We start from the raw sequence: 19,205 nt of genomic DNA, 5'->3' as shown, positions 1-19,205 counted from the left end.
AATTAAAAATTTTAAGGGTTTCATCGGCGTTGCTTAAATCAGCGAGATAAAGCGTACCAGGAAAATTTTCTCGAGGTTAATTTCTGGCGATACCAATAATGTCATAGCCTAATTCATTTAAATAAAGTGAAGTAGCAAGACCAATGCCTTTGGTGCTGCCGGTAATTAAGAATGATTTTTTCATTTTACTCTCGCAATCGGTTAAATGCTTTATCATAAAATTAACAACGGTTCTGTTTTTTGATAGACCGAAGTAATTTTTGTTCCATCCCATACATATGATAAATGATCTGTTTGTATGGGAATTGTTGTCGCTGGTGGACGAAATAAGGCAATGCAGTTGCTTTGTGGATGACGAACACTATTATAAATTAAGCCCCATGAGTTTTGTGCTCTCATTTTACTAGCAAATTCTTGAGAAACTGTATAGCTGTGGGGATCATGTAGTGATTGATATTTCTTTGCTCGAATATCGTGTAATGGTTTGGTAATTTTTCCTTTATAACAACGCATGGTAATTTCACAGGCTTTTTCTGCTGTTGCCTGTAAAAATTTTTCGCGGTGATAAATAGTTTCACGTAAAGCAGTTTCGCGATTTAAACCGGCGTAATAAATACCATATTTTCCATCTGTAAATCTGGATTTTTTATGAATGTGAGTAAATGCTGCCATTACTACAGAAGATCCTTTACCACAAATTCGATCTTCTTTTTTCACTAAAAAAATATCCCCTGTTTCTTCTAAAAGTCTTTCATTAGTTAATCCTTCAATTTCCCATAATAGCTCCATTTCAGACGCATCTACGAGTTTTTCAAAAAAATTAATTGGAGGATATAGGGAAGGAATAATTCTAAAATGTTTTGTTCCACTAAGATCAATCAAGGAAGGATTTTTCATAAATTACCAACCGCGTTCTGCATCTAAATATCGCCGCACATCAGCTAAATCAATAACGCGACCTTGAAGTAATTTATCTAAGGCGCTTTGGCCATTAAATATTTCAGCACTATTGGGTTTATGGATCCAACTATTCGCGGCCTCTTCATTAGGTAATAATATTCTGAGAGCTTTATAAATACCTAATATATAAGAAATTCTTTCCAATTTATCTTGGCTAAGAGTTAAATTATCACCCAATTGTTTCCATCGGGAAAATGTTCGTGCAGGTGGATTGCCAAGCAAAATTTTGCATTGAGTCGTATTTAATTTCCATTGTTCACAAATCCCAAAAAATGCTTTCAGGGCTACTTTGCTTTTTTGATGAATGTTAGAAGAGACTATCTTTGAATGATTAGTTTCCATCAGCATCATCTCTAAATTTATCTTAATGTTAGTATAGTGCCAAATGGCGTATATTTCAAATCAATTGCCATTTGGCTAAAGAGCGCTGATAACCTATTGATTTATTGCCTTAGACAATCACCTTGCTAATTTTTCATAACAGCTTATCTGCAATATAACGACGAGATGACGTGATATAACTAGGGCGTGTTGACAATTCTACTCTGCTGGCCGTATCTCGTTGATTTTTTGTGCTCCGCTGCTCATTTACTTGGTGTAAACTGCGCGCTAGTGCTCAAAAATCAACAAGCTACGTCTCAGCATAGCGAATTGTCAACACGCCCTAAAGTGATTTTCACTAGATCATCTGCTTTTGCACAGATTAATAACATTTTATTTGGTTAAAGTGCTCACCTTTTCAAAACATCTCAGGAATATGTTATTTACGACACATGCCATCATCGCTCCAGTTTTCACTGCCCACACAATGGTGACAATAAAATAATCCTTGCGGATCATATTCTTGTTTTATTTTTAGTAAGCGATCGTAATTGTTACCCCAGAAAGCCATTTGCCAATTTTTTTCAAAATAATCAGCTTCATTGGCATAAGTTCCAGAATTTGGTGCGAGGTTTTTAAATAATTTCATTGCTTGTGTAATTTTATTCACATCACTACTCGCTTGTGTTGGAGGTTGTGGTAATTTTTTATAATCGGGGTACACTTTATCACTTCCCGCACCCATTAATACTAAGGTTGCAGCATGATATACCACGGGATTTACAGATGTTTGCAATCCGCGTTGAATGGCATCGTTCGAAGCACCTGCTAATCCTTTATTAATATGAAAAGAAACCGCTGCAACACGTGAAGCTTGAAATACCACATCTGCTAATTGTTGTGCGTGAGTGGGCGCAAATAAATTTAAGGGTAACCACCACGATTGATAGGTATACCAATATTGATGTAATTCAGCGCTATTACTTGCCCACCAATATTCACCAGGCCGTGCGCCTTTTGCCGTATTTTTTACGACAAATGAGGGGAAATTGGCGTGCCAAAAATCATAATTAAATAATTTTGTCGGTGGAATAGAAAATAATGTGACATCTTGAGTGTAGTGTTGGGGATGTGCTTTTAACCAATTTTGCATAATATTCCAGGTGTGTTGCGCATCCTGCGCGTTTTCACCTTGATAGACTAACCCTAATACAACAGTATTATTTTTATTAAAGGTAATTTGTTCACCCCAATGTGGATTATTTAAATGGTGATCATAAAATCCAATTAATTTTAAAATTAATTGTTTAAATGCCTTATCATTTTTAGCAGTGATAGTACCATGCAATAAACCAAAATAAGCGGGTAGTGGGTGAGTGCGCAAAGTCATTTTGGTAACCACACCAAATGTGCTACCACCACCTCCACGGATTGCCCAAAATAAATCTTTATTTTGACAAGCATTAGCAACAATCACTTTACCATCGGCAGTAACAATTTCGGCTTGTAATACTCCTGCTGCACCCGTGCCAAATTTTTTGGAAAAACTGCCAAATCCGCCACCTTGGGTAAATCCACCGGCGGCACCGACTGTCGTGCAACCTCCGCCTTGCACATAGCGATCATGCTTTGCAGCCATTAAATAAGTTTCAAGCCAACGCGCGCCCGCTTCAACGGTAACAGCAGGAGTGGCAACTGTCGTTTTAGGGCAACTTTGTGGAATAAATGCGGGATCGTATTTGACCGCTCGCATGTTGTGCGTCCAAATTAATAAAGAATCTTTCGCACTCGAACGACCTAAATAATCATGGCCAGAACCTTTTATCGCTAAACGTAAATGATGTTCGCGAGCAAAATTAACGGCGCTGACAATATCTTGCGTATTTTTAGCTTCTACGGCATAAATGCTATTGTGATAATTCCAAGCGTTTAACCAACCTTGGCTCATGGTATTGCCTGGATTCGATTGGATCACGAAAGGATTTTTACTGAGTTTTATTGCGTCCTGGCAAGACTGTGCTGCGGGATCGTTGTTACAAGCATCCATCAGTGCAATGGGTTTGATTAATTTCCCTGTTAATTGTTTTTGTAATTGCTGCCATGCTTGAGTTGATGGCCAACAATTTTCACTGGGCGTGCAACGGCATAAATGAGTACTAGTGGTGTTTGATTCAGCAAAAGCTTGGGTAAAAAAAATAGCGCTAAACGAAATCACTAAGAAACCCATCTGTTTTATTCGCATGATTGTCCTTAATCTGTTGCTATCCTTGAAGTGAATTTATCATAACGTGAGTCACTGAAAATAGCAAAATCTCGATGAATTATTGATTGCGCTTAGGGGGTAAAGTCTGGATGCTTTTGCGGCAACAGAGTGAGATAGCTGGCGTGATGGTGAGATTGGTGAGATATCTGGTGGGATGGTGAGATTGGTGAGATAGCTTGTATGATGGTGAGATTGGTGAGATAATGTTGTTTCTGTTATAAATGCGCCAAGAGAGCATGAGATGGGTAAAGTCATTTTTCCCGATCGCGAATCAAAATTGATTGAGTTCAAATCGCAACTTCCGAAATTTGAAACATTAATAAAAACGTGTATCGCCTTTGCCAATGGCACGGGCGGACGCATCATCATTGGCGTGGATGACAAGACCCATGAAGTAGTGGGAATTGCAGATGAAGATCGCCACAAATTATATGAGAATTTTCCCAACAGTTTATATGATTCGGTAATGCCTGCTTTAGTCGCCCAGATTTATGAACAAAATTTTGTTAGCAAATCGGTATTAGTGATCGAAATCCCTATGAGTCCACGCAAACCCTATTTTTTAAAAAGTAAAGGCCTTAATGAAGGAACTTATATTCGAGTAGGTTCTGCTACCCGTAAAGCGACGCCAGAATATATCGAAGATTTGAATCGAGAGGCGCAACGACTCAATTATGATGAAGAAATTATTGTGGTCAATCCCAATCGAGTGCTTTCTCGTGAATTATTAACTCAATTTATTGGTAGTCGGATTACTAAAAACCGATTAATTGCTGAACGAATTATTAAACAGCATAGTGCCAATAAAGAAACGATAGCTCCGACTATCGCTGGATTATTGCTTTTTTGTGAAACGCCACATCAATATATTCATGAAGCCCTGATTAAATGCACTCGATTTAAAGGCACATTGGGACGTGATATTTTACAAACAGAAGACATCGTGGGAACGCTTGAACAGCAGGCACATTTGAGTTTAATTCTTTTAAATAAATGGCTAACGACACATTTTGAAATGCAAGATGTAAAATTAAAAAGAGTCATTCCTTTACCTCAAGAAGCACTAAGAGAAGCTATTTTAAATGCATTATTACATCGGAAATATAATATTCCTGGCGCTGTTAAAATTGCCATTTATGATGATCGTGTAGAAATTTTCAATCCGGGATGTTTCCCTGGCTTAGTGGATTTGAATAATCTGGGTGATGGCACTACTTATTTACGCAATCCCACATTAGTGCGCCTTGCTTATAAGTTGAATTTAATTGAAACCCGTGGCACAGGTATAAAATTAATCTATGACAGTTGCCAAAAAGCGGGGTTAAAAAAACCCGAATATCATGAAGAAGGTGATTTTGTTAAAATAATATTTTTCTTCGACCCCGATCCAACAGCATATAAAAACGAAGAGGCTAGTATTTTAGCCCTAATTAAAACACGTCGCGAAGTAAGTGCAAAAGAGATTGCCCAGTATTTATCGATTTCACATAATACGGCAATTCGCAAGTTAGCGCAGTTAATTAAGCAGAAAAAAATCATCAAGCTAGGCCAAGGTCCTGCGGTAAGGTATCGGTTAAAATAATTTTTGATCAGGAGTTTCGCACATGTGCAAAACTCCTGTTGATATCAGTTCAGCTTGTGATGAATTTTTTTAGTGAAGTCACTTTTTTCAACATTTTTGCGATCTTTAAAAGTTCCAAATATGACATCCCCAAGATGATTAGTGATCCCCCACCAATAATTTTCATTAATATAATGATGACGCATATGCGCGCTTTTCATTTTTTTTCCGTAGCGTGTTAAATGTTGGTATTCAACAATATGATGTCCTAAATGAACCCATTCGTAATAAAGATAATATAAAACTGTCGAAGTGAGTGGGATAAGCGCAATATGAAAACTTAAACTCAAGAGGGCATAAAATAAATAGAGTTTAATAAATAGAATAATAAGCGCACTGACTGGCGCGAAAAGTAAACGGATATTTTTTGGATCACGATGGTGATCGTGGTGAAGGCGTAGCAAGAAGCGTTTTAGTAGGCCATCGTTCTGGGGTAGTTTGGCGTGCAATAAATATTTATGCGCAAACCATTCGTAAAACGGTGCTAAGATCACCGGCAAGATAAGCCACAGAGAGTGATGGGTGAATAAATGCAAATGCCAATTTAGCCCACACAGCACCGCGAATAAAAACCACAAGCCCCAGATGGTGGGGTGGCTAAAATAAATTTTTAACATGGTTTTCATGGGTTCGTCTCCTCTACCATAATGTTAAATGTCGTCCCCAAAGTTTGCGTTAGGCATAAAGCTTTTTGCTTGCTCTCTGCGGTTTCACATGGCGCTGAACGGCATTGAAGTGATTAGACCACTTGAAAATTGCTACGTTTTATCCAGCATATCGAGTATAATGGCGTATTTTAATGTTCGCCGTGAACGAAACGCAAGCCACATTATTCTAGGTTTTATATTCCATGACAAAATTATCAAAATGGTTAGTTATAAGCATCATCGCGCTGTTATGTCAGGGCTGTTTCACGGATCATGATAAAACCAATAACGATGCGATTGCCGTAGAAGTGGCAACCATCGGTACCCGCGATATTCCCGAAACGGTTTCTGCAGTGGGAACCTTATCCTCATTTAACGTCGCCACGCTCAGTGCGCAAGTCGAAGGACAAGTGGTTAAAATTTTTTTTAACAATGGACAAGACGTTAAAAAAGGCGATGTGATCGTTCAGCTAGAGCAAGAAACCGCGCAGGCAAATGTCGATTCGGCCAAGGCGGCGTTAAAGCTCAGCCAAACCACGCTGGCACGCTATTTAGAAGTGAAAGAATACGGCGGGGTTTCCACTCAAATGTTAAATCAAGCGCAAGCTGACGTTGCCACTAAAATGGCAGCGTTAAAAACGTCTACCGCAGCGCTGGATGAAAAACAAATTGTCGCGCCGTTTAATGGCACCTTGGGAGAATTAAAAGTTAATGTCGGCGATTACGTTACTTCGGGGCAAGCGATAGTGCCCTTGGTTAATAACGATCATCTCAAAGTCAGATATTCAGTACCTCAAAAGTTTGTTTCACAACTCAGTATTAATCAAGAAGTCGATGTGGAGGTTAACGGAATTAATAAAATTTTTCAGGCAAAAGTCACCTTTATTTCACCCGCGGTCGATCAAAACACCCGCATGGTGACGGTGGAAGCCACACTGGATAATCAAAATGGATTATTAGCGCCTGGAATGTTTGCTGGCATTGAACAAGTGGTGGGCGTTGCTAAAAACAGTGTGATTGTTCCCGAACAAAGTATTACCGCGAGCATGGCTGGCGATTTTGTTTATCGAATCACCGATGGCAAAGCGTATAGTGCCAAAGTAGAGTTAGGACGGCGGATTAAAGGTTATGCCGAAGTGAAATCGGGTTTGAAACCAGGCGATGTTGTGGTCACCGCCGGTATTCAAAAATTAAGTGATGGTACACCCGTAAAAATAGTCACAGCGCAACCGACGACCGACACGGAGTAGATTAAGGTGAAGCTCACAGAAATTTGTATCAAACAACCCGTGTTAGCGATTGTCTTAAATCTGGTTTTGGTCGTTGTGGGAATTGTTGGTTATCACCGTTTAGAAATTCGTTTTTTCCCTGATTTACGTGAACCCCTGATGAATATTGGCGTGCATTATGAGGGTGCCGATCCTAAATTAATGGAAAATAGCGTTACCACCTTAATTGAAAATTCACTTGCGGGCGTCGATGGCATTCAAACCATGACCTCTTCCAGTAGCAATTCTTGGTCTCGTGTTTATATTCGTTTTCGTTTAGATGCCAATTTTGAAGAAGGCGTGAATGAAGTGCGCGATAAAATCGCCGCATTACGTGAGAAATTGCCAGCCGATATCGATCCGCCCTCGATTAATGTCGGTGGGAATGATATGGGCGTATTAAGTTTAGGATTTATTGATCCACATAAAACAGCGGCTGAAATTCGCGACTATGTTCGCCGCTACGTTTGGCCGAAATTACGGCAAATTCCTGGAGTAGGCGGTGTTGATATTTATGGCGCCAGCGATTATGCGTTACGAATTTGGTTAAATGCCGATGAATTGGCGACGCGCGGCGTGACCGCCACCGATGTAAAAACCGCTTTGCAAAATAATAATATCGATTTTCCCGCCGGCAGTATTAAAGATCCTTGGCGTAATTATTCGGTGATTTCCGCCACGCGCTTATCCACTCCCGAAGAATTTAAAAATGTAGTTGTTTATAATACCCAGGGATTACCCCTTAAAATTCGTGATATTGCCGATGTTGAATTAGGTTACACCAGTTTACAAGATGCGCCGATGCGCATTAATGGCCAGTCGGCGATTGATGTCGAAATCAAACCTCTGCAATCGGCAAATCCCATTCAAGTGGCCAATTTAGTTAAACACTCTTTAGAACAAATTCGTAAATCATTACCAGCGACGATGAGTTTACGAGTCAATTACGATCAATCATTATTTTTAGCCAGCTCAATTCATGAAACCTTTCACTCAATTTTGGAAGCCGTAATATTAGTGATGTTAGTGGTATTTTTATTTTTAGGATCATTGCGCGCGTCGTCGATCCCGATTGTTACCATTCCTTTATGTTTAATTTCTGTATTTGGATTAATGTATTTATTAAATTTTACTATTAACGTTATGACCTTGCTGGCTTTGGTATTAGCGATTGGTTTGGTAGTAGACGATGCTATTGTGATGTTAGAAAATATTCATCGTCATATAGAGGCTGGCGAAAAGCCCTTTACTGCAGCCATCAAAGGCAGTCGCGAAATTGCCACCGCGGTGATTGCCATGACTATCACGCTGGCAGCAGTGTACGCGCCTATTGGATTTGCTCAAGGTTATTCGGCGGTCATTTTTAAAGAATTTGCTTTTTCATTGGCAGGAGCAGTTATTATTTCAGGCTGGGTAGCGCTGACCTTATCGCCAATGATGTGTTCACGCATTTTAACCACTCATGATCACGATAATAAACTGGTAGCCTTGGTGGATAAATGGTTTGATAAAATTGCGACAGGCTATCAACGCTATTTAGCTTTAATTCTTAATCAACGTTTGCGGGTTTTTTATGGCTTATTAATCATTGGTGGATTAGGTCTGGGATTATTTCATTTTACCTCGCAAGAATTTATTCCTAAAGAAGATGTGGGGTTAATTCAAACCTCGATTACTTCCCCCACCGGATCGAGTTTAAATTACACCGATAAATACATGCGTGATATTGAAAAAATTTATGCAAACTTACCAGGCGTGCAAAGTTATTATTCGATGATCAGTAGCGGTGGGGCCACCTCTTATATTGCCTTAAAACCCTGGGGTGAACGCACCATTACCACCAATAAATTATTAGAAATATTAAAACCGCAATTAAAAAATGTTCCAGGAATTGAAGCGTATCCCAGTATTCCCGATCCGGTAAGTTATGGTGAAGATGGCAGTGATGTAACAATTCAATTAACTACTGCCAAAAGTTACGATGATTTAATTCAACCGATGCAAGCGTTAATGAAATTAGCCAAAGCTAATCCTGGATTAAGTCACGTGGAAACAAATTTAAAATACGACGATCAACAATTTGAATTAACTATTAATCGCGAATTAGCAGGCACTCTGCATGTCAATATTCAAGATATTGCCAATACGATTGCTGTGATGTTAGGTGGATCTCATGTTACTGATTTATTCAGTGATGGTTATAGTTATGAAGTGCTCGTGCAAACGCAGAAAAAGGATTTAGAGAATTTTAAAGGCATTGATAAATTATATGTGCGCAGTGGTCAATCCACACCACAAATGATCCCCTTATCAAGCTTAGTCAAATTAACCCCTAAAATTGGTCAACCTGGATTGCCTCATTTTAATCGCATGCGTGCCGCTGCCTTAACGGCAAATTTAAATCCAGGCTATAGCGTCGGGCAAGCGGTAAAATATTTTCAATCAGTATTACCTTCCGTGTTAAATAAAGATATTGATTATGCCTTTGCAGGCAAAGCGGCAGAGTTTATTCAATCCAGTGGGGATATGATTGGTATTTTCTTACTGGCGATTGTTTTTATTTATTTAGTATTAGCCGCGCAATTTGGCAGTTTTATTGATCCCTTTATTATTTTATTAACAGTACCATTAAGCATCGTGGGAGCATTAATCTGTTTGAAATTCACGGGCGGTACCATAAATTTATATACAGAAATTGGCTTTGTGACTTTAATTGGGATGATTTCTAAACATGGAATTTTAATCACACAGTTTGCCAATAGCTTACGTCAGCAAGGTGTGGATATGGCTCATGCAATTATTCAAGCAGCTGCCACACGTCTGCGTCCTATTCTCATGACGACTGCGGCAATGGTATTAGGTACATTACCCTTAGCGTTTGCATCAGGTCCCGGATCGGTAGGACGTCAACAAATTGGTTGGGTGATTGTGGGTGGTTTATTATTTGGAACATTCTTTTCATTAATTGTCGTGCCGATTGCATATTCTTATTTTGGCCGCTTTAAACGATTTGATGACGTAAACAATTTGGAATGAACGTGAAGTTAATAAAGTTGGATTTTGCTTTTGCTCAATCCAACTTATATTAATTTAATAATTTAAAAAATTAAAAGGTTTTATCTTCATTAAATCCTTGCCAAATGCTATCCATTTCATTACTACCTTCATCGTGATCGCGCAGTTGTGAAATTCGTTGATGCTTTTTAATTTCAGCCAGTTGTGATGCAGAAGGTGATATTGTTTGATTAATATCTTCCAGAAAATGATCCAATTCACTGACAAAATCGCGTTGTAGTTTTGGCATGATCCACCTTGTTATCTCGAGTTAAACCTAGGATTTATTGTAAACTTTTACCCTGCAATTTTGCCATACCCACCGTGTAACTGCAAAGACTTAATTTTGTTTTAAAATGGCAGCCAAACGATAAGCGGCGAGCGCTAGCTGTTTTTTCGTGATATTAATGACTTCTGTATCATAACTTTTACGGCTCATGTCACGAAATCCATAGATTTTGGGGAAATAAGTTACACTTTCTTTAGCCCAGGCTTCAGCAGAATTCTGGTTCAATTCTTGACTAAATTGTTTGGCGGGATAACGCTTTTGCAATTCTTCCGTAATATAGGAAATATTCACAGTTGAAGTTAGATAACCCGCACCATCTTCCCACAAATCTAAAAGTGTTTTATCGCAATTATCCTCACCCACTGGAATTAAACAAACATCTTCTCCCATATTATTCGATTTGCATTGTTGATCGACTAGTATATGAGTGCGTAACGGCTGGTGAACATCCGTGATGAAATTAGCTAAAAATACTAAATTGATAACTTTAGTGTTACTGGTATAGCTTTCCTTTAAACCCTTTTTAAAATGATTAATTGCCCAAACGAGATTGGGTGTTTTAATAGAATTGCACTGAGGTAAATTTGGATAAGGAAAATTGATAGCATGCCAGTTTTGGGTATCTTGTTCTTTATATTTAGTTAACGAACTAGGCAGCGTTCCATTCAACTGTTGATAAACCTCACCTAGGGGCTGCATTTTCCAAAAACTGGGTAATACACTTAAGCGCGCAAATAAACTTGCTGTTTTAAAATGCTGTTTGAGGTAATTACGTTGTTTAAGTGGTAGATTAATTTCAATTAATTTTGCCATATGCTCATAGCGGAGTTGATCGGGTTTCGATAATTGATTCAATGCCATTTGCGTGACAATCACATAAGCGCGCTCACTCCAAGCGTAGCAAAAATTAATTGAAAAAATGCAAGAGAATAGAACCATGAGTAAATAATAACGCATGCAATGAGATTCCTTTCGTCCTAATGTTAATTGCCCAGTTTTCTCATTACTGTAATGATTTTAACGGCATGATTCAATTTATTTATCGATAAGGACGAACATGAACTTGGGTGCCAATGGTTAGAAACTCTTGGCTTAACCATTTAGCATCGGCCATATCGGTGCGAACGCAGCCATGACTATCGGGCCGACCGGGAAGCATACCGGCATGTACGGCGATGCCGCCATTAAAAAAACTACAATATGGCATCGGTGCGCCACCAAATGGCAAAGGATATTTACGCGAATAACAATCGGCACCTTGTTTACGATAGACACTAAATTTTCCAGTAGTAGTACGACAACTGGAATTATCCTCTGGACATTTATCTTTACCAGGTGAAATAGCGCCCCATTTTAATAATAAACCATTTTTGCCATAGGCCGCCCAAGCAAGTTTTTCTAAATCTATAATTAATATTTTTTCCATCGCTGCGGGCATGCGTTCGGGAAAGGGTGAAAGCGAGTGGCGTGTAGCATTTTCTAAATTTTTAGGAACAGCAACCGTTCCCGATAAACCGATATTAACGCGATTAATTAATTTAATTAATTGACGAGTTTCTGCATTCGTCGCTATTTTTTTCCACGTGTCGCTGCCGACTTTTACACAATCAAAATTGGGATTTTCACGGCATAATTTTGCACCAAAAGGTGAGGCTAAACTCATAGAAAAATAAAATACTAACCCAATACCTAATAAGAGATTACGCATTTTAACCCCCAAAATATTCTTTTTAACTGTTTAGGATTTAAGCAGTACTCCTATTATTATAGACTTTTTTTATAATTTTCCTATCCGCTATAAAACAAGGGCACTTTACGCACACTTTAAACCAACAATTCATTAAAAAGCAGCTATACTTAAATCATCGAGATGGATTCTTGGGGTAGATAATGAATAACATTAATAAAAAAATGGATGCTAATATCGCATTATTTTGCGAATATCTCGAGCGCTATCGGCAAAATGGCTTACGCATCGCACCCGTGCGGCAATTATTGAATCAGCAATTGAGTTCTAATGAGTTAATTATTTACGCAGATTGTTTACCTAATTGTATGAATGATGAATTGACTAGTTTAATTGAATTTCCCGTTACCAATCTTGAGGTTTTAAACGTTTATCGCCGGCAACGTATTGCCGATTTAGAACATTTTTTTTATGAACAATATCAATTACTCAATCAATGTGAACAGGCTCTTCTTGCCATGAATGAGAGAATTGTGGATGATGCGCTTTCAAAGCGCAATACTTTCAAAGAACAATCATCGCAAGCACATTATCAGGAATTAAGAGAAAGTTTGATTCAACAGCAGCTTGATCAATTATTAGATTTAATTCGTTTAATCTTATTAAAAAACACCAATTCGAGTGAAGAAATTCGCAAAATTAATCGAGTAATGGGTAAAGATTTGGCAAAAACAATGACGCCTTCTTTACGAAAGGTATTAATCCAGCTTAGAAATTCATTAGAAAATCGCATGGATTATAAGCAGACACGCACGCTTTCAGAACAATTTGATGTCATGGTGCTAGGTCAAGATTTAATTCAGATTTTATTGATAGACGATCAATTTTCACAAGTTAATTCTGCGCTGATGAAAATTTTTCAACATCAACCATCAATAAAAGAAAATTCACCCGAATTTTCATTAAAGGGGGAGTCTTTGCTAGATGAATTAGAAGATTTAATGAATCAACTTACAATCATTTCCGCAAAATCTTCTAATTTAGAGTCAAGTATTCACCTGCAATCCGTTTTTTTTCAACAGGGGAAATACCCGCCTGAGTTATTGGTGTTAATTGATCATGCGGAAAATAGAATAAAACATGTATTAAATGAATTTCCTAATCAATATAAAAAAGCCATTAGCTTGCGTGATAAACTGCATGCAATAATTGAGCATTACTCTACGGCATCAGACATCAATCTCTCCTCATTTTCTCAAAGTAATAATAGAGTAGACGATGAAAATATTATTAACGATGCTCATAGAGAAGAAAAAGCTATTTTATATACCATAGCTGTGGTATTAGCAGAGCACATTGTTAGCGAACAACATTTAAAGTCGGATTATCAATATTTTATTAATAGCTTCAAGCAAGATAACTATAAAAAACGTGAACAAGATTATGAACAGCTAACTGAACTGAAAAATACTTTACAACAATCTGGAGAACACTCCTTATTTTTGAAAAGTATTGTTCATGATGTCACGCAAGCTTTATTGGAAAGACACCATTTAACGCTTGGCTTAAATTATTTTGTTGAGTCAATTAGTCATAGTTTTTCATATGGAAAAATCCATAGTAAAGTTTGTCGAAATCTGATTAATGAAATAACCCATCAAGCAAAAGAAAATGCGCTCATACTCTCTACGCATAATCAATGGGGTATAAATTCATTGGACTATAGAGAATTAAATTTCTTTTACTTATTAAAATCCTTTTCAAAAAGTATTCTGGCCATCCCAAGCGTAATCCCATTTCTTAACCCCAAAGAAGATATAATAATGGTTGACAATCTTGATAGTATTCTCAGAAAAATAGAAGTTAATCTTCACTCTGAATCGGGGTATATTGCAGCAATGACGACTGATTTTAATAATAAAATTACACCCTTGAAAAATTTTTACGAGCGTAGCAAACTCTTTCTAGAAAAATTAAGTGAAAAAAGAAAAAATCACACAGAAATGGCAAAAGAGTTATTAAACGTTATTGAATTTCGCCTACTGCAATTGCAAAAATTTATTAATCATTTAGAGAATCGGTCTCGGACATTAAGCAATATTTATAAATGCGTCAACAATAATAAAGAATACTTAATACATTTGCAAAAATGCCATCAAGATCAAATTTTGAAGGCGGAAGAGCTTTCAAGACTTGTGATTCATCATGCATCACATTCATTATTAACTAAGCGCGCAGAAATATTATTAGATCGCTATACTCATTTGAAAAAAGCAGAAACCATTATTGAACAATCATTTAAAATGTTAACATTCCCCTCGCGTCATTTGAGTGATTTTATTCGAGAAGCTTTAGCAATTGTAAAAACCACTAATGCAGAAATCGAATGGTTAAAAATGAGGGATGCGCATTTGGCGTATATTAACCAATGGTCACGCCTGCGTGGAGATGATAATTATGAAGAAAATATCGCGAGCAATCAAAATTCTATTCAGCAATCACTAGAAGAATTAAAAGTAGCTGTCGATCATTTTTTATCAACGCGCTATGATTGTTTAACCCGTAAATTATTGTTAATACGTTTACTAAGTTATTTAAAACGTCAATTATTAACAACAGAAACCACAATCGATAAAGATCATTTATTGGATGCCAATAAGACTCTGAATAATTTAACAGAAACATTATTGCAAGCTTATACTGAATACCGTGGCAAGGTAGAGTTATTAATCACCAAACGTCAAGCAATGCTAGCTAGAAAAAAACCTCATTTTTTGTTTACTATTTTTAGGCAATTTAAACGAAAAATTAACTTCAGTAACCAACAATGTCTTCTCAATGTAGAGGAGATATTAAATTATTTATATTTGGCACATCGGCAACACGTAAGTGATGATATCATGCTAGAAGAACTTGATCAGCGTTTTGCTATGACAGTTCACTCATTGATCATTGCCTATCAAGCGGCACAAGCGCGCTTGCAACAGATAAAGCTGGAACTGAATTCGCCGCTTAATTTTAAAATTCTTCGTTATATTTCTCGCCAATACCAGTCGCGCTATAATCATTTTTTAAATGCTAAGAAAAATGTTAATGACTTGGAAAATCGGTTATTGGATTTTATCGATAATTTTGCTAACAACGTAGCAGCCTGGCAAGCCGATATAGAACAACAAATGGAGATACAAGAAGATGAAGCCATGCAACAATATTATCGTAAACGACGCTTGAAGATTGTCGGAAAATCTTGAATCTAAATTTCGTAGTATCTTGCTTTTATTTCATCTCCCCGTTAAGATAAATCTACTTCATCTAGAGTTTGTTTTACGCTATGAAAATTCGCAAATGGATTTGGTTACTATTCAGTTTATTGTGTGTGTTTAATCATGCATTTGCCGATGGTTCTTTTCGTGAATTTATCTACGATTTACAACGGCAAGCACTTCAGCGTGGAATCTCACCTTGGGTGGTTCGACAAGCCTTAGGAAATGTGCAATTACTTTATCAACATGTCACTCACGCGCGCGCTTATCATGCCAGCCCCTTAACTTTTTTAGAATATTTAAATAAAAGTGTTACCGAAAAACGCATTGAACAAGGAAGAATTGAATTAAATAAACATCATCAGTTACTAACACAAATTGCTCATGACTATCATATTCCTGCTAATTTAATTGTGGCGTTATGGGGCTTAGAAACGAACTATGGCCACATCCAAGGAGATTATCCTGAAATCAGTAATTTAGTTACTTTGGCGTATCGCGATCGTCGGCGTAGAATGTTTCGTGAACAGTTAATGGATGCTTTACAAATTTTAGATAAACGAGCTATTGATATGCAAGATATGCGAGGCTCGTGGGCGGGAGCGATGGGGCAATGCCAATTTATGCCTAGTGCCTATTTAGATTTTGCGGTGGATTATAATCACGATGGTCGTAAAGATATTTGGCATAATTCCGGCGATATTTTTGCAAGTATGGCGAATTTTTTACAGCATAAACATTTTAATTTATCTCATCCCATTTTAATTCCTGTGCAGGTGCCCACTGCTATTGGACGTTGGGAAGGTCGTTATGAACATTCCGTCAATTATTGGTTAAATCAAGGGGTGCGTTCAAAAGCAGGTTATGTCTTGCCTCATTCACAGGCGATGGCATCATTATTCTTTCCCGATCATGATTCCACTCAAGGCTATTTAGTCTATTCAGACAATTTCCGTGCCGTATATCACTGGAACCAATCTACGTATTATGTGTTGAGTATTGGTGTGTTGATGAATGAATTAACTCATAAGTAGCCTGGAACTTCGCTGCGCTGCGATCCAGGATCGGTGAAATTTTAAAACTCCTAAAAAAAACGAATCCTGAATTTAATTAAGTTTTGTGAGGTTGTTAAAGATTGGGGGTTAAACGAGATCAATCCTGGATCTCACTTTGCTCGTTCCAGGCCACCACTAACGTTATATGCAATTATTTTTAAATTTGATTGGTGATGTATTTTTTTGGTTTTTCAAAATTTTCTTTTTTAGCATCGACTCGCGATATCGCACGTACTGTGGTTGGCGGTGATAGTGACGTGAGTTACCTTTTAATCCATTAAAAAAAATTCAACTATACTCTTCACACTTGAATTTTAGGCTTTGTTGTCGAGCTAAAGCTGCTCAGTCATGTATTCAGTATACACTCCTTCGCATCTTTAACTCGACGCCTCGCCTAAAATCCAATTGTTTTGAGTATATGATCCTGGATCTTCGCTGCGCTACGATCCAGGCTACGCGCTTTGCTCGTTCCAGGCTACATTATTACCCTGTAAATAAGCCGACGGGATCAATATATTCGCGATTTAAGGCTTGCGCTACGGCTTGATAAGTAATATGAGAATGATGAACATTGAGGCCGTTGCGTAAATGAGGGTTTTCTAATAACGCCGTGGCTAAACCTTTATCGGCGAGTTCGACAATAAAAGGTAATGTCGCATTATTTAAGGCAAAGGTTGCAGTGCGAGGGACGCCACCTGGCATATTGGTGACACAATAATGAATGACACCATCGGTAATATAAGTAGGTTCATCATGAGTGGTCGGACGCGACGTTGCAAAGCATCCACCTTGATCAATAGCCACATCGACGAGCACGGAACCTTTTTTCATTTTTTTCACTAATTCACGCGAAACTAATTTGGGCGCGGCAGCACCCGGAATTAATACTGCACCTACGACGAGATCGGAATTTACAACATACTGTTCAATCGCTTCGTTGGTCGCAAAAATAGTATTTAATTTCGAGCCGAATTGAAAATCCAATTCTTGTAATCGGCGTAACGATTTATCGAGCACAGTAACACTGGCTTCCATTCCCATGGCCATGCGCACGGCATTCGTACCCACAACACCGCCACCAATCACAGTGACTTTAGCGGGTGCCACGCCTGGTACCCCACCTAATAAAACGCCATTTCCGCCTTGAGCTTTTTCCAAGCAATGCGCGCCCGCTTGAATGGACATCCGACCGGCGACTTCACTCATGGGAGATAACAAGGGTAAACCGCCACGCGCATCGGTTACGGTTTCATACGCAATCGCAGAACAACCCGAGGCTAATAATAATTCTGCTTGTTCAGGATCGGGTGCTAAATGTAAATAAGTAAATAAAATTTGTCCTGGACGCAACATTTTGCATTCTTGTGGTTGCGGTTCTTTGACTTTGACAATTAAATCGGCTTTAGCAAAAATTTCGCTAGCGGAATTAGCAAGCGTTGCACCCGCTTCCACATAGAGTTTATCGGTAATCCCAATGCCTTCACCAGCCCCAGCTTCAACCACAATTTTATGGCCGCGTAATACTAATTCACGCACACTGGCTGGCACCATGCCTACACGATATTCACGATTTTTAATTTCTTTTGGAACGCCGATTAACATATTTTTCTCCAAATAGATGTCATTGTCTTCGCGCATTATACTGGGCAATTGAAAAGAGACAAGGGTTTGTGTGAAGATATACGATGAAAGGAATATTCATGATTTTAACTGAAAGAGTAAGAAGTGATGCTATCATATTATCCAGCCATTCGTCCCTATGCAAAACATGCTTTAAAAGTAGGAAAAATCCATCAACTTTATATTGAAGAATCGGGAGAACCCACAGGGCTTCCCGTTTTATTTTTGCATGGCGGCCCAGGTTTTGGGTGTAGCGATCAATCGCGTCGGTTTTTTGATCCGATGATTTATCGGATTATTGCTTTTGATCAACGTGGTTGTGGTCGCTCTACACCTTATGGCTCGATTGAAGAAAATACCACACAAGATTTAATTCAAGATATCGAAAAAATTCGTGAATTGTTAAATATCGATCGCTGGATTATTTTTGGCGGTTCATGGGGTGCGACACTTGGTTTAGCGTATGCGGAAACGTATCCTGAAAAAGTCATGGGATTAATTTTACGCGGAGTATTTTTAAATCGCGAACAAGACATCCATTGGATTTACCGCGATGGCATGAATCACATGTTCCCCGATTTTTGGGAAGATTTTATTAGTCATATTCCTAAAGCAGAACAACACGATTTAATTCAAGCTAATTATATTCGCGTCACGGGTAAAGATGATTTAATGCGCATGACTGCCGCGAAAGCTTGGGCTTTGTGGGAAGCGCGCTGTGCAACGCTTGATCCCAGCCCACAATTATTAGAAGAGCTGTCCGATCCAAAACGCGCCGTGCCGTTTGCGCGAATAAGCTGTCATTATTTTAAAAATCATTTATTTCTAGAGCCTAATCAAATTTTACAAAATATTGCCGCAATCCAAAAAATTCCAGGAATTATAGTGCATGGTCGTTACGATATGTTAACTCCATTAGAACACGCGTGGGAGTTACATAAAGCCTGGCCATCCTCGCAATTAAACATTATACGTGATGCAGGACATGCCGCTGCTGAACCGGCGATTGTCGATGCCTTAGTTCGTGCGACCAAAAGCATGGCGCATCGTTATACGGCGGCATAAATAATCGTGAGAGTAAGTAATGCAGCGTAAAATTATTATCGAGGATTATCATCCGCATTGGCCGAAATTATTTTATAAGAATCCGAATCTTT

At 38.2% G+C, this 19,205-nt stretch carries 14 protein-coding genes; 6 read left to right on the top strand and 8 right to left on the bottom strand.

What is annotated here, in order from left to right; translation table 11 throughout:
• Nucleotides 1–213: 213 nt before the first annotated feature.
• The 3 genes from KIT27_09285 to KIT27_09275 form a co-directional block, all read right to left on the bottom strand.
• Nucleotides 214–897: an RES family NAD+ phosphorylase gene (locus KIT27_09285; GenBank protein MCW5589840.1), complete on the bottom strand. Its 684-nt coding sequence runs from the start codon at nucleotides 895–897 to the stop codon at nucleotides 214–216.
• Nucleotides 898–900: 3 nt separating this feature from the next.
• Entirely contained in the window at nucleotides 901–1,302 is a 402-nt protein-coding gene (locus KIT27_09280) for a Y4oB family protein (GenBank protein MCW5589839.1), read from the bottom strand.
• Nucleotides 1,303–1,720: 418 nt separating this feature from the next.
• The gene (locus KIT27_09275) at nucleotides 1,721–3,523 is read right to left on the bottom strand and encodes an FAD-binding oxidoreductase (GenBank protein MCW5589838.1); all 1,803 of its coding nucleotides are present in this window, start codon (nucleotides 3,521–3,523) and stop codon (nucleotides 1,721–1,723) included.
• Nucleotides 3,524–3,785: 262 nt separating this feature from the next.
• Here KIT27_09275 and KIT27_09270 point away from each other — a divergent pair, with 262 nt between their 5' ends.
• The gene (locus tag KIT27_09270; protein ID MCW5589837.1) at nucleotides 3,786–5,126 is read left to right on the top strand and encodes a putative DNA binding domain-containing protein; all 1,341 of its coding nucleotides are present in this window, start codon (nucleotides 3,786–3,788) and stop codon (nucleotides 5,124–5,126) included.
• Nucleotides 5,127–5,170: 44 nt separating this feature from the next.
• Here the strand turns inward: KIT27_09270 and KIT27_09265 are convergent, their stop codons facing one another.
• Entirely contained in the window at nucleotides 5,171–5,791 is a 621-nt protein-coding gene (locus KIT27_09265) for a sterol desaturase family protein (GenBank protein MCW5589836.1), read from the bottom strand.
• 224 nt (nucleotides 5,792–6,015) lie between these two features.
• On the opposite strand from KIT27_09265, the gene KIT27_09260 reads away from it, so the two are divergent.
• Together KIT27_09260 and KIT27_09255 are read left to right on the top strand one after the other, a co-directional pair.
• Nucleotides 6,016–7,062, top strand: coding sequence for an efflux RND transporter periplasmic adaptor subunit (locus KIT27_09260; protein MCW5589835.1), 1,047 nt, complete (start codon nucleotides 6,016–6,018; stop codon nucleotides 7,060–7,062).
• 6 nt (nucleotides 7,063–7,068) lie between these two features.
• Nucleotides 7,069–10,116: an efflux RND transporter permease subunit gene (locus tag KIT27_09255; GenBank protein ID MCW5589834.1), complete on the top strand. Its 3,048-nt coding sequence runs from the start codon at nucleotides 7,069–7,071 to the stop codon at nucleotides 10,114–10,116.
• Between the two features lie 70 nt (nucleotides 10,117–10,186).
• Here KIT27_09255 and KIT27_09250 read toward each other — a convergent pair whose 3' ends face one another.
• The 3 genes from KIT27_09250 to KIT27_09240 form a co-directional block, all read right to left on the bottom strand.
• The gene (locus KIT27_09250) at nucleotides 10,187–10,384 is read right to left on the bottom strand and encodes a hypothetical protein (protein MCW5589833.1); all 198 of its coding nucleotides are present in this window, start codon (nucleotides 10,382–10,384) and stop codon (nucleotides 10,187–10,189) included.
• Nucleotides 10,385–10,474: 90 nt separating this feature from the next.
• Nucleotides 10,475–11,380, bottom strand: a complete 906-nt coding sequence (locus KIT27_09245) for a hypothetical protein (protein MCW5589832.1) — start codon at nucleotides 11,378–11,380, stop codon at nucleotides 10,475–10,477.
• 82 nt (nucleotides 11,381–11,462) lie between these two features.
• Nucleotides 11,463–12,131, bottom strand: coding sequence for a L,D-transpeptidase (locus KIT27_09240; protein ID MCW5589831.1), 669 nt, complete (start codon nucleotides 12,129–12,131; stop codon nucleotides 11,463–11,465).
• A gap of 182 nt (nucleotides 12,132–12,313) precedes the next feature.
• On the opposite strand from KIT27_09240, the gene KIT27_09235 reads away from it, so the two are divergent.
• The gene (locus KIT27_09235; GenBank protein ID MCW5589830.1) at nucleotides 12,314–15,361 is read left to right on the top strand and encodes a hypothetical protein; all 3,048 of its coding nucleotides are present in this window, start codon (nucleotides 12,314–12,316) and stop codon (nucleotides 15,359–15,361) included.
• 80 nt (nucleotides 15,362–15,441) lie between these two features.
• Entirely contained in the window at nucleotides 15,442–16,407 is a 966-nt protein-coding gene (locus KIT27_09230; protein ID MCW5589829.1) for a lytic murein transglycosylase, read from the top strand.
• Between the two features lie 504 nt (nucleotides 16,408–16,911).
• On the opposite strand, the gene ald is transcribed toward KIT27_09230, so the two are convergent.
• The gene (gene ald / locus KIT27_09225) at nucleotides 16,912–18,030 is read right to left on the bottom strand and encodes an alanine dehydrogenase (GenBank protein MCW5589828.1); all 1,119 of its coding nucleotides are present in this window, start codon (nucleotides 18,028–18,030) and stop codon (nucleotides 16,912–16,914) included.
• 126 nt (nucleotides 18,031–18,156) lie between these two features.
• On the opposite strand from ald, the gene pip reads away from it, so the two are divergent.
• A complete protein-coding gene (gene pip / locus KIT27_09220; protein ID MCW5589827.1) occupies nucleotides 18,157–19,113 on the top strand; it encodes a prolyl aminopeptidase in 957 nt (318 codons plus the stop codon).
• The last annotated feature ends 92 nt before the right edge of the window (nucleotides 19,114–19,205 follow it).

This window comes from Legionellales bacterium, from assembly GCA_026125385.1.
GTDB lineage: Bacteria > Pseudomonadota > Gammaproteobacteria > JAHCLG01 > JAHCLG01 > JAHCLG01.
Note: the sequence above shows the minus strand (reverse complement) of the source record. Positions and strands in the feature narration are given on the sequence as shown.